Annotated in this window: 10 protein-coding genes; 2 read left to right on the top strand and 8 right to left on the bottom strand. The window is 62.1% G+C overall.

Annotated elements, in window-relative coordinates; all coding sequences use genetic code 11:
• The 5 genes from glyS to PHW99_RS12835 form a co-directional block, all read right to left on the bottom strand.
• Positions 1 to 1,774: glycine--tRNA ligase subunit beta (gene glyS, locus PHW99_RS12855; protein ID WP_300178057.1), on the bottom strand; the 1,774-nt coding region annotated here is incomplete at its 3' end.
• A gap of 2 nt (positions 1,775 to 1,776) precedes the next feature.
• The gene (gene glyQ / locus PHW99_RS12850; protein WP_300178054.1) at positions 1,777 to 2,697 is read right to left on the bottom strand and encodes a glycine--tRNA ligase subunit alpha; all 921 of its coding nucleotides are present in this window, start codon (positions 2,695 to 2,697) and stop codon (positions 1,777 to 1,779) included.
• 92 nt (positions 2,698 to 2,789) lie between these two features.
• On the bottom strand, positions 2,790 to 4,400 hold the full coding sequence (gene lnt, locus PHW99_RS12845; protein WP_300178052.1) for an apolipoprotein N-acyltransferase: 1,611 nt from the start codon (positions 4,398 to 4,400) through the stop codon (positions 2,790 to 2,792).
• On the bottom strand, positions 4,387 to 5,253 hold the full coding sequence (locus PHW99_RS12840) for a transporter associated domain-containing protein (RefSeq protein ID WP_300178095.1): 867 nt from the start codon (positions 5,251 to 5,253) through the stop codon (positions 4,387 to 4,389). Before PHW99_RS12840 ends, lnt begins: the two co-directional genes overlap by 14 nt.
• A 75-nt stretch (positions 5,254 to 5,328) precedes the next feature.
• Positions 5,329 to 5,943, bottom strand: coding sequence for a GNAT family N-acetyltransferase (locus tag PHW99_RS12835; RefSeq protein WP_300178092.1), 615 nt, complete (start codon positions 5,941 to 5,943; stop codon positions 5,329 to 5,331).
• A gap of 254 nt (positions 5,944 to 6,197) precedes the next feature.
• On the opposite strand from PHW99_RS12835, the gene PHW99_RS12830 reads away from it, so the two are divergent.
• The gene (locus tag PHW99_RS12830) at positions 6,198 to 6,905 is read left to right on the top strand and encodes a hypothetical protein (protein ID WP_300178049.1); all 708 of its coding nucleotides are present in this window, start codon (positions 6,198 to 6,200) and stop codon (positions 6,903 to 6,905) included.
• A gap of 38 nt (positions 6,906 to 6,943) precedes the next feature.
• Here the strand turns inward: PHW99_RS12830 and PHW99_RS12825 are convergent, their stop codons facing one another.
• On the bottom strand, positions 6,944 to 10,192 hold the full coding sequence (locus tag PHW99_RS12825; RefSeq protein WP_300178046.1) for an error-prone DNA polymerase: 3,249 nt from the start codon (positions 10,190 to 10,192) through the stop codon (positions 6,944 to 6,946).
• Between the two features lie 130 nt (positions 10,193 to 10,322).
• Between PHW99_RS12825 and PHW99_RS12820 the strand changes: the two genes are divergently transcribed.
• Positions 10,323 to 10,943, top strand: a complete 621-nt coding sequence (locus PHW99_RS12820) for a LysE family transporter (RefSeq protein ID WP_300178043.1) — start codon at positions 10,323 to 10,325, stop codon at positions 10,941 to 10,943.
• 38 nt (positions 10,944 to 10,981) lie between these two features.
• Here PHW99_RS12820 and PHW99_RS12815 read toward each other — a convergent pair whose 3' ends face one another.
• Both PHW99_RS12815 and vapB read right to left on the bottom strand, forming a co-directional pair.
• Positions 10,982 to 11,377 (bottom strand): type II toxin-antitoxin system VapC family toxin, encoded by a 396-nt coding sequence (locus tag PHW99_RS12815; RefSeq protein WP_366913452.1) that lies wholly within the window; start codon positions 11,375 to 11,377, stop codon positions 10,982 to 10,984.
• Positions 11,378 to 11,412: 35 nt separating this feature from the next.
• A complete protein-coding gene (gene vapB, locus PHW99_RS12810; protein ID WP_300178037.1) occupies positions 11,413 to 11,685 on the bottom strand; it encodes an antitoxin in 273 nt (90 codons plus the stop codon).
• Between the last annotated feature and the right edge of the window lie 222 nt (positions 11,686 to 11,907).

Raw genomic sequence — 11,907 nt, 5'->3', positions numbered from 1 at the left:
CAAAGGCGCGCACCGCTGCGAGCCGCTTGGCCACGTCCCCCAGACGCTGCGGGCGCAGCGCCAGCACGGCGTCGACCTCCTGGGCGCTGTAGCCTTGTTCGCGCAGCATGCCGGCCAGACGGTCATACACAAAGTCCGCCAGCGCCACACTGGCGTTGGTGATCTTGTGCTCGAACGCCGGTAACGCCGCTGCCAGCAGGGCCTGCAAATCCAGCGCCAGATTTTTCTCGACCAGCATGCGGATCACACCCAGCGCGTGGCGGCGCAGCGCAAACGGGTCTTTGTCACCCGTGGGCAGGTTGCCAATGCCAAACATGCCGACCAGGGTTTCGAGCTTGTCGGCCAGCGCCACCACCAGGCCGGCCGTGTTGCGCGGCAAGTCGTCACCAGCAAAACGCGGCTTGTAGTGGTCTTCAATCGCCTGCGCCACCTCGGTGCCCAGGCCATCGTTGAGCGCGTAATAACCGCCCATGATGCCCTGCAGCTCCGGGAACTCACCCACCATGTCGGTCAGCAGGTCGGTCTTGGCCAGTTGGGCCGCCTGATCCACCTGCGCCACCAGAGCGGCATCCCCAAGTTTCCCCGCCATCGCCCGGGCAATGGACCGCACACGAAGCGTGCGCTCACCTTGCGAGCCGAGCTTGTTGTGGTACACCACCTTGTCGAGCCCGGCGACACGGGATTCGAGCGTTTTCTTGCGGTCCTGGTTGAAGAAGAACTGGGCGTCGCTCAGGCGCGGGCGCACCACGCGTTCATTGCCGCCAATCACCGCACTGGCGTCCGCCGGGCTGATGTTGCTGACCACCAGAAAACGGTTGGTCAGCCGCCCCTGGGTATCCACCAGCGGGAAGTACTTCTGGTTGGCCTTCATGGTCAGGATCAGGCATTCCTGCGGCACTTCCAGGAACTGCTCGTCAAACGCGCAGGTCAACACATTCGGGCGTTCAACCAGCGCAGTGACTTCATCAAGCAGCGCCTCATCCATCAGCACCTCAAAACCCGGCCCGAGGCGTTCGGCGGCCTGGGCCAACTGCTGCACGATGGCAAAGCGCCGGTCGCTGAAGCTGGCCATCACCGCGCCGTCGCGCAGCAGGGTGGCGGCATAACTGTCGGCATCGGCCAGCACCACCGGGGACAGAGGTGCCTCAAAGCGGTGGCCCTGGGTGGTGTTGCTGGCACTCAGGCCCAGGACTTTGACCGGCACCACGGTGCGGCCATGCAAGGCCACCAGGCCATGCGCCGGGCGCACAAAGTTGACACTGCTCCAGCCGGGCAGCTCACAGTCGGTTTCCAGCTGGTAACTCATCACTTTGGGGATCGGCAGCTTGGCCAGCGCCGCTTCCAGCGCCTGCTGCAAGCCCACATCGAGTGTGGCGCCGCTGACCAGGCTGTCATAAAACAGCGCGTCAGCCTTGCCGTCAGGAGCCTTGCGCAGCGCCGCCACGGCAAACACCGGGTCGGACACATCTGCGCCCAAGGTCTGCAGCTTCTTGAGCAGGGCCGGGGTGGCGATGCCATTGGCATCGAGGCCGACACTCACCGGCATCAGCTTTTGCTGCACCTGCTTGTCGGCCGCCTTGGCGGCCACATGGGTGATGTGCGCCGCCAGCCGGCGCGGCGAGGCAAACGGTGTGACCACCGAGTCGGCCGAGGCCAGCCCCAGCGTGCGCAACTGTTCAGCCAATTGGCTGGCAAAAGCTTCGCCCAGTTTTTTCAGCGCCTTGGGGGGCAGTTCTTCAACAAACAGTTCAACCAGCAAATTTTGATTCGTCATGATCAGGCCGCCTTCTTCGTCATCTGGGCCACCCATTCGCGCGGGGCCATCGGAAAGCCCAGGCGTTCACGGCTTTCAAAGTAGCTCTGCGCCACACCGCGCGCCAGGTTGCGGATGCGGCCGATGTAGGCCGCGCGCTCGGTCACGGAAATCGCGCCGCGGGCATCAAGCAGGTTGAAACTGTGCGCACATTTCAGCACCTGTTCATAGGCGGGCAAGGCCAGCTGGGCTTCCATCAGGTGCTTGGCCTGCTTCTCATGGGCGGTGAAGGCGGTGAACAAGAAGTCGGCATCACTGTGCTCGAAGTTGTAGGTGGACTGCTCGACCTCGTTTTGTTTGTACACGTCGCCGTAAGTGAGCTTGGAGCCGTCGGCCGCTTCAGTCCAGATCAGGTTGTAGACGTTGTCCACCCCTTGCAGGTACATGGCCAGGCGCTCCAGGCCGTAGGTGATCTCGCCGGTGATGGGTTTGCAGTCGATGCCGCCGACCTGCTGGAAGTAGGTGAACTGGGTCACTTCCATGCCGTTCAGCCAGACCTCCCAGCCCAGACCCCAGGCGCCGAGCGTGGGGTTTTCCCAGTCGTCTTCAACAAAACGGATGTCGTTTTTCTTCAAATCAAAGCCCAGCGCTTCAAGTGAGCCCAGGTACAGCTCCAGGATGTTGCTGGGGGCCGGCTTCAACACCACCTGGTACTGGTAGTAGTGCTGCAGGCGGTTCGGGTTTTCGCCATAACGGCCATCCTTGGGCCGCCGGCTGGGCTGCACATAGGCGGCCTTCCAGGGCTCCGGGCCCAACGCACGCAGGAAGGTCGCTGTGTGGCTGGTGCCGGCACCGACTTCCATGTCGTACGGCTGCAGCAGCGCGCAGCCCTGGGCATCCCAGTAGGACTGCAGTTTCAGAATAATTTGCTGGAAGGTCAACATAAGGAATAGGGGACGAGTGTCAAACAAGGCCCGGGAGTTGAAAAATGCACGCCAGAATTCGCGTGCCAAACGATGATTTTACGGCTTGACGCTTAGCGCCGATGGGGCTGCTGCTGGCGGATCATTGCCCCGAACAGCACCAGCACCACGGCGCTCCCCCACAACGGCCACAGACCCCACTGGACCAGCCAGCGGGCATAGGGGGTCAGCCCGCTGCGGCCCTCCACCTGGCCGTGCAGGACCGTCGCAGTATGCGGCGTCGCGGTGTGGGTAACCTCCCCACGATGGTTCACGATGGCCGTGCGCCCGGTGTTGGTGGCCAGCAGGAAAGGCCGGTCAAACTCCAGCGCCCGCATGCGGGCAATCTGCAGGTGCTGGTCCATGGCCAGATGTTCGCCAAACCAGCCCAGGTTGCTGATATTGACCAGCATGGTGGGCGCGCGCTGCGGGTCGGCAAATGGCGCGGCCAGCTCTTCGGTGAACAGATTTTCGTAACAGATGGTGGTGGCCAGGCGCTGGCCCTGCCAGTCGAACGTGGGCTGCGGCAACCCGCCGCGATTGAAGTCCCCCAACGGGATGGCCATCAAATCGGTAAACCAGCGAAACAGCGGCGGGATGAACTCGCCAAACGGCACCAGGTGGTGTTTGTCGTAGCGCCAGGGCTGCGGCTGACCCGGTTTGAGCCCCACCACCGAATTGGTATAACCCTCGGTGTAGCTGCCCAGCGGCATGCCCACCAGTGCCGCCTGTTCACCGCTGGCAAAACGCTGTTGCAGCGCCAGCCAGTAGCCGTCCGGGAGCTGGCTGGGCAGCAACGGCACTGCGGTTTCGGGGCTAATGACCAGGCTGCTGCGGTTGGCCTGCAATTGCTCGCCATACCAGCGCAGGGCTTTGGGGACACCGGTGCCGGGCTCGAACTTTTCATTCTGGGCAATATTGCCCTGCAACAGGGTCACGTTCAAGTGGCCCTGGGTCGCGCCGTCAGGCGGCGGCACAAGCTGGGCGGCGGCCAGCAGCACCAGCATCCCGGTGGCGGCGCCCAGCTTGTCACGCCAGGACCTGACCCACATCACCTGCGCCAACAAGGCCGCCAGCACGGCGACGGCAAAACCCACCCCGTACTGCCCCACCCAGGCAATCAGCGAGGCCAGCGGGCCGTCCAGCTGGGCATAACCCACGGCGCCCCAGCCAAAGCCCGTCAACCACTGGCCCCGTGCCAATTCGGCCAACAACCAAAGTGCTGCAAACAAGATAGCTGTCAGAGCCCTGTTTGTGCGGGCTAGCGCCCTGAAAAGCCCACAAACTGCGGCGTAATACAAAGCCAGGACGCCAGCCAGCGCCAGGACCGCCAACACCGCCAACGGCGCCGGTAAACCACCATAGGTATGCATCGAGGTGAACAGCCAGCCAAAGGTCAGTGACAGCCAAGCCAGCGCAAACAACCAACCGCGCCAGGCGGCCTGGCGTGCGCTGCCGCAGCGCAGGAGCAGCAGCACCAGCCCCGCCATGGCCAGGCCCTGCAACCACCAGACGGGCTGGCCACGTGCCACACCGACCAGGCCCGGAATCTCCAGCGCCCCCAAGGGCCAGGCCAGACTGGCGGCCTGCAACACACCGGCCAACAGCGCCAGCAGCGCCGGCATCACCTGGCTGGGAGGACGCGTGACAAACAGGCCAAAGCCTGCCGCCTTAGACGGCCTCATCTGCGACCGGCGACACTTTGAACCATTTCACCGCACCCCCTTTGGTATGCAGGACGGCGAAGTCCAGGCCGGACATCACATGATGTTCACCGCGTTTGGGCACATGCCCCATTTCATGGGCAATCAACCCACCGATGGTTTCAAAGTCTTCCTCGGGGTCGGTACTTTCGAGTTTGACGCCAAAGGCATGCTCCACCCGCTCGATCAGCGTGTCGCCGCTGACACGGTAGGTGCGATCGGCCAGGCCGAAGATGTCGCCTTCGTCATCGGCAATGTCAAACTCGTCTTCAATTTCACCCACAATCTGTTCCAGCACGTCTTCAATGGTGATCAGACCGGCTACCCGGCCAAACTCGTCGATGACGATCGCCAGATGGTTGTGATTGCTCTGGAAATCCCGCAACAAATCATTCAGGCCCTTGCTCTCGGGGACAAACACTGCTGGTCGCAGCAAGGCACGGATGTTGAACTCTGGCGCACGCTGCAGTTTGAGCAGATCCTTGGCCATCAGGATGCCGATGATGTTTTCCCGCTCCCCCTCGTAGACCGGAAAGCGCGAGTGTGCGGTGTCAATCACACCATGCATCATGTCGTCATAGGGGTCTTCAATGTTGACCAGCTCCATCCGGGTGGATGGCACCATGACATCGCCGGCCGTCATCTCGGCCATGCGAATCACGCCTTCGAGCATTTTGCGGGAATCCGGGCCGATGAGCTGGTTGTGCTCGGCATCCACCAAGGTTTCAATCAGTTCAGCGGTCGAGTCCGGACCAGGATGAATGAACTCGGCAATCTTCTGCAAAAAAGTGCGGGTATCTTCCCGGTCGAAACGCGAGGGATTGGGGTCTGACACAGCCAAGAAAGCAGGACATGCGGTTGTTGCACAGACCTCTAGGATAGCGGATAACGCTGACAGGCAGTGATCGGCTCAGTCGGGGTGCGCCCCATGCCCGGATGGGCGCCACCAGGCCTGAAAGCGCCCCAGCCTTTTGAGCAACTGCTTGGCCTGGACTTTGATCCGATAGTTGGCCTGCGCCAGTTGTTCTTCGACCATCTCCGTCAACTGGGAGTTGATGGTCGCTGGCGGCAAATTCAGGTGACCTTCGGACTCGGGACCGTCTCGCACAAAAGTGGCCCCGGCACTGCGGGCGATTTTGAGCATGGCAGCGTTTTCGCTGAGCACATGCACATACATGGTGTGCACGCCTTCATTGCGGGCATGCATGACGGCGCGTTCAAACAGCCGCGCGCCATAACCGCGACAGCGTGCCTGGGCCAGCACCGAGACTCCGAACTCGGAACTCCCGCCGGCACGGGTCTCACCGGTGTAGGCCAGATGTGCCATGGCAATGAGTTTGAGACGCCGGTTGTAGATGCCAAAAATCTCGTCCCGCTCAAAATTCAAGCCGTCCACGTAGCGATCAATCTGCTCGTCATTCGCGGTGAATCCAAACCTGAAATAGCGATCATGGTCATTCAAGGCCTTGAGATGGGCCCGGATGCGGTCGCGGTGGTTCTCCCCCAGCGAGCGGATGGGGACCATCAGGTCCGGTTTGCGGACCACCAGCTCCTGCGACCCACTGGCTTGCGCTCCAAGCCCCAGCCGGGCGTCGGCTGCATCATCATCGGGCGTGGGGGTAAATTGCTTCATGGATCAAAATATAAGGGTTTTCCCTAGGTTTCTGGCTCTAAAAACCGCAAGCCCTCAACGAAGTTAAGGTGTTGACCTTACTCCACGGCGGCGGTGAACCGTAAACTTCACCGGCAATGGAACCCGCCACATCAATACGAGAAGCCATGGCGCAGGTGTCAGAGCTGCGATCAACGGCGAAAAATGACGTTGGTCTGACACAGGCCCTGTCGGATATCAAACTTTTCCAGACCCATCGGTTTGCCAACACCTACCGGGATCTGCTGACTTCGATCGACTACGGGGACTGTACCAACTTCTTCCTGCATGAGTTATACAGTGCCAGGGACTACAGTGAACGTGATGCGCAATTTGCCCGCATTGGCAAGGCGCTGGAGTTGACCTTCCCAGACCAGGTGGTGGCCACGGCAGTGACATTGGCCCATCTTCACCGTGTGACAGAAGAGCTGGACCTGGCCATGGCAGCACACTGGCACCGTCGCCCGAACCTGCCCGCAACCACACGTTATGTGCATGCCTGGCGCGCTGTCGGTCAGCCAGACAAACGCGATTGGCAACTTGAAACCGTCCTGCGTCTTGGCCAGGCCCTTGGTGAACTGACCGGCAAACCAGGATTACGCATGATGCTCAAGATGATGCGCCAACCGGCCAGACTGGCAGGGCTGGGGACCCTTCAGGTTTTTCTGGAAACCGGCTTTGACCGATTCGGCATGCTGGCTAGAAAAAGAAACGCTGTAGACACTTTCTTGAACATCATCCGCACCCGCGAGGCCACCTGGATCGAGCAGCTGTATCACGCCCGCATGACGGACATTGACAAATCACTGAGTGACCTGAAACCGACGATGCCCTGATCCGGCGCCATGACATTGATGAAAAGCAGGGCCCCCTGTCAATGAAAATCTCGGCTACTGGTGGCCAGCCCGCCCAGCAGCGGGGTGAGGTCGCGCAGATAGCCGGCAATCACATGGCAGACCTGGCCGCCACTGTCCACGTCGCGCTGCCAGGTGCCGTGCACCGCCAGCAGGCGGGCATGCAGCAGCTCGGCGCGCTGTTTCTCGCGTAGCGCCTTCCAGACAATCACATTGACGGTGCCGGTTTCGTCTTCCAGCGTGATGAAAGTGACCTGCTTGGCGGTGTACGGACTTTGCCGCATGGTGACCAGACCACAGGCCCGCACCAGCCGGCCATGGGGCAAGGCGCGCAATTGGGCGGCGTTCAAATACTTCATTTTTGATAGCTGATCACGCAGCAAATACACGGGGTGGGAGCGTAAAGTGAGTCCAACGGCGGCGTAATCCACCCGCACCTCTTCACGCTCAGTGGCTGCAGGCAAGGTCAGCGACACTTCGTTCACCGGGGCTTCTTGCAGCAGGATGGGCGCACGCCGCAAGGCGCTGGCATCCCAGACCTGCTGGCGGCGGTGGCCCGACAGGCTTTGCAGCGCGTCAGCACTGGCCAGCGCAGTGAGGTCACCGGCATCCAGTGTCGCGCGCAGGGCCAGGTCTTCGGTGCTGGTGAAGGGCTTTTGCCCGCGGGCAGCGGTGATCCGGCTGGCGGCAAGCTCGCTCAGGCCGCTGACCAGGCGCAGGCCCAGGCGCACGGCGGGCGGCTCGTCTTCCAGCGTGCAATCCCAATCGCTGTGCAACACGTCCACCGGCCGCACCACCACACCATGGCGTTGTGCGTCCTGCACCAGTTGCGCCGGGCCGTAGAAACCCATCGGCTGGCTGTTGAGCATGGCGGCCAGGTAGCAGGCTGGCTCGTGCCACTTGAGCCAGCAGCTCACGTAGGTGATCAGCGCAAAGCTGGCGGCGTGGCTCTCGGGGAAACCGTATTCACCAAAGCCCTCAATCTGCCGGAAGATGCTCTCAGCAAAGACCTCGTCATAACCGTTGCGCACCATCTGCCCCACCAGCCGGTCATGAAACTTGTGCACACCGCCCTGGCGCTTCCAGGCGGCCATGGAGCGACGCAGGTCGTCGGCCTCACCGGCGGTGAAATTGGCGGCGATCATGGCAATCTGCATCACCTGCTCCTGAAAAATCGGGATGCCCAACGTGCGCTCCAGCGCGGCTTTGAGCGCTTCGCTGGGGTAGACCACCTGATCCGGGTGTTCACGTGCTTTCAGGTACGGGTGCACCATGCCGCCCTGGATCGGCCCGGGGCGCACGATGGCGACTTCGATCACCAGGTCGTAAAAGCAGCGGGGTTTGAGGCGCGGCAACATGCTCATCTGGGCGCGGCTCTCGATCTGGAACACCCCCACGGTGTCGGCGTGGCAGATCATGTCAAAGGTGGCGGGGTCTTCGGCCGGGATGTCCTGCAGCACAAACGGCTGACCGCGCCGGGTGCTGACCAGTTCCAGACAACGGCGGATGGCGCTGAGCATGCCCAGGGCCAGCACATCGACTTTGAGCAGCCCCATGGCATCCAGGTCGTCCTTGTCCCACTGGACGATGGAGCGCTCCGGCATAGCGGCGTTTTCCACCGGCACCAGCCGGGTCAGCGGCCCTTGCGTGAGCACAAAGCCGCCCGGATGCTGGCTCAGGTGGCGCGGGAAGCCTTGCAACTGACGGCTCAGGTCCAGCCACAGGGCCAGGGTGTGGCTGGAGCGGCAGGCGGCAGCGGCCCCTTCGCGGTGGGGCTGGCTGGTGCCTGCACCCTCCCCGTCTGGCTGGTGCTCTGCAACCCGTACCCGCGCGGCCTGCAAGCGCTCGGCCAGCACCTCGCGGCTGTACATGCCAGGATGTTCCTTGGCCAGCGCGGTGATCAGCGCCTCGTCCACCCCCAAGGCGCGGCCCACGTCACGCAAGGCACTGCGCGGGCGGTAGCTGATGACCACGGCGGTCAGCGCAGCGCGGTCGCGGCCATATTTGGCGTAGATGTACTGGATGACCTCTTCGCGCCGCTGGTGTTCAAAGTCCACATCAATGTCGGGCGGCTCGTTGCGCTCACGGCTGATGAAACGCTCAAACAACGCGCTGGAGCGCGCCGGGTCGACTTCGGTCACGCCCAGGCAGTAACACACCGCCGAATTGGCCGCCGAACCGCGCCCCTGGCACAGGATGCCCTGACGACGGGCAAAAGCCACCAGGTCATGCACGGTCAGGAAATACATCTCGTACTTCAGCTCGGTGATCAGCGCCAGTTCATGCGCCACCTGCGCACGCACGGTCTCCGGCATGCCACCGGGATAACGGCGGCGAGCCCCCTCATCGGTGAACTGGCGCAGCGTTTGCGCCGGGGTCAGACCAGGCAGCACGGCCTCCATCGGGTACTGGTAACGCAGCTCGTCCAGGCTGAAAGTGCAGCGCGATGCCACCGTGAGGGTGTTGGCCAGCCACTGCGCCGGGTAGAGCTGCGCCAGCCGCTCACGGCTGCGCAGGTGATTTTCGGCATTGGGCTGCAAGGCAAAGCCACATTCGGCCACCGGCTGGCCCAGCCGCACGGCAGTGAGCACGTCGTGCAGCGGCTTGCGCGAGCGCAGGTGCATCAGCACCTCCCCGGTGGCCACCAGCGGCACACCGGTGAGTTGCGCGAGCTGCTGCATCCGGTGCCGCTGCAGCGCATCGTCGGCGTGTAACAACTGCGTCACCGTCAGCCACAAATTGATGCCAAACAAGCCTCTAGCCCAGGTCATGATTGCACAAGCAGCTTCCAAACTGATAGCAATCGGCAGTTCCAGCAAGATTTCACACCCTTGCAAGCTGGCCCAGGCCGGGTCAGGCCAGCGCACCTGGTAGTGGCCTTTGGGCGCACTGCGGCGCGCCAGCGTGATGAATTCACACAAGTCGCCCCAGGCCTGCAAGTCGTGCGGCAAAGCGATGAGGGTGAACGACGCGCCAACCGCTGCGCCGTGGCCGGGCGACGGCGCGCCCAGGGGCACCGAAAACAGGGCACCGGGCAGCAGTTGCAGCCCGCACTTTTTGGCCTCCAGGTGCGCGCGCACCACCCCTGCCACCGAACATTCGTCGGTGATGGCCAGCGCCGCATACCCCAGCGCATGCGCCCGCGCCACCAGCTCCTCAGGATGGGATGCTCCGCGCTGGAAGCTGAAGTTGGACAGGCAATGCAACTCGGCGTAGGCACAGCGGTCTGGCTGCGCCGGTGCTGCTTGCACTTTGGATGGGGAGGACACGGGCTGGCCTTAAATACTGTTTATAAAAACAGTATTGTGAGGCTATCTGGGTTCGATGACCAGAACAACAGGCATCCAACGGGAAGGATTGACTTACCATTCAGGCCTCTTTTTTTCACAAACTCTTGCCATGGACTATTTCCCTCAACTCGCGGCGGTGGCTGGTGTCATGTTGCTCGGCTGTATCAGCCCGGGCCCGGACTTGATGGCGGTGACCTCCCATGCCTTGACCCAACGCCGTGCCGGACTCTGGGCGGCGCTGGGCATCGCCAGCTCGCACGCCCTGTGGGCCACCTTGGCGGTTTTCGGTCTGGGGCTGATCCTGACCCAGGTAGCGTGGCTTTACGGGGCCATTCGCATCGCCGGGGCGGCGTATCTGGTCTATTTGGGCGTGAAAACGCTGCTGGGCCTGCGCCAGTCAATGAGTCAAATGGAGACAGCCGCTATGCCCGTGCGCAGCGGCTGGCAAGCCTGCCAGCGTGGTCTGATGGTGGGGCTGACCAACCCGAAAGCGGCGGCGTTTTTCGGCAGTCTTTTTGTCACCATCCTGCCCGCCCATGCGCCGCTGTGGGTACATGCAGCAACGATAGGCCTTGTTGCCAGCGTGTCACTGGCCTGGTTCGGCAGCATGGCCATGCTGTTTTCAACCCAACGGGTCCAACACGGCTACCACCGACTGCGCAAGCCCATCGACGCGGTGATGGGCACGATCCTGATCGGGCTGGGTGCCAAGCTGGCGGTGGACCGGTGAAGTTGTTGCGATGCGCGGTTTAAGCACCCCCAAATGGGTCACACCCAATTCTCCAGACGCAACCCGGGCACCCGCTCAAACTCACGCACATTATTGGTAACCAGCGTGAGTCCCAGGGCCAGAGCATGGGCCGCAATTTGCTGGTCCAGCGGGCCAATCGGGGTACCTTGTTTTTCGAGGTAAGCCCGCAATTCGCCATATTTCCGGGCCGCCGCTTGATCGTAATCCAGCACGGTCAAGGGGGACAAAAATTTGTCCAGCACCGTCTGGTTGCGCACCGAACCGCTCTTACACACGCCCCAGTAAAGTTCGCTGGCGGTGATGGCGGAGAGTCCCAGGCCATCCATTTCATGCGCCAGAAACCGGTCTAGCACCGCTGGCGGGCGATGGTTGATCACATAAATGCAGATGTTGGTGTCCAGCAGGTAACGCACCGAGGCATGCCGGGAGGTGATTTGCATGGCGGCTCTCAGGTCTGCGCTGCCGAAAACAGCGCCTCGCGTGCATCGGGCCGTTCGGGTTGTTCACGCGCCATCACAAAAGCCGGCTCAAACTCGTTGACGGCATCCAGCAGGTTTTGCATCGGCGCTTTGGGCTGGCTGCTGAGCACCACATCAGCCCCAACACGCCGCACGTAAACCTCGGTGCCTTCAAACCGGAACTCTTTGGGCAGGCGCACAGCCTGACTGCGTCCGTGGAAAAACAATTTGGCGCGCGCTGATTGGGAAGGATTGGCATCCATAGGAAACTCCCATGACAATTGATAGATACCAAATATACACCTTTGGAATAAATCGTGGTTAAACAAACACATCCCTGCTGCACCCGCCAACCCATTCACGCAAACACCCCATGCAAATACCAGTCGGCCGACGGCTGTGCGGGGTCGGTTCCGCTCAGGCGCTCACGGTAGATCCACAGCAGCGGCGAGTTGTCGCTGCGCGCCACAAAGTAGTCGCGCAAG

Source organism: Rhodoferax sp., from assembly GCF_028689305.1.
In the GTDB taxonomy this organism is placed as follows: domain Bacteria; phylum Pseudomonadota; class Gammaproteobacteria; order Burkholderiales; family Burkholderiaceae_C; genus Rhodoferax.
The sequence above is the reverse complement of the archived record's forward strand: the minus strand, read 5'-3'. Positions and strand labels throughout refer to the sequence as shown.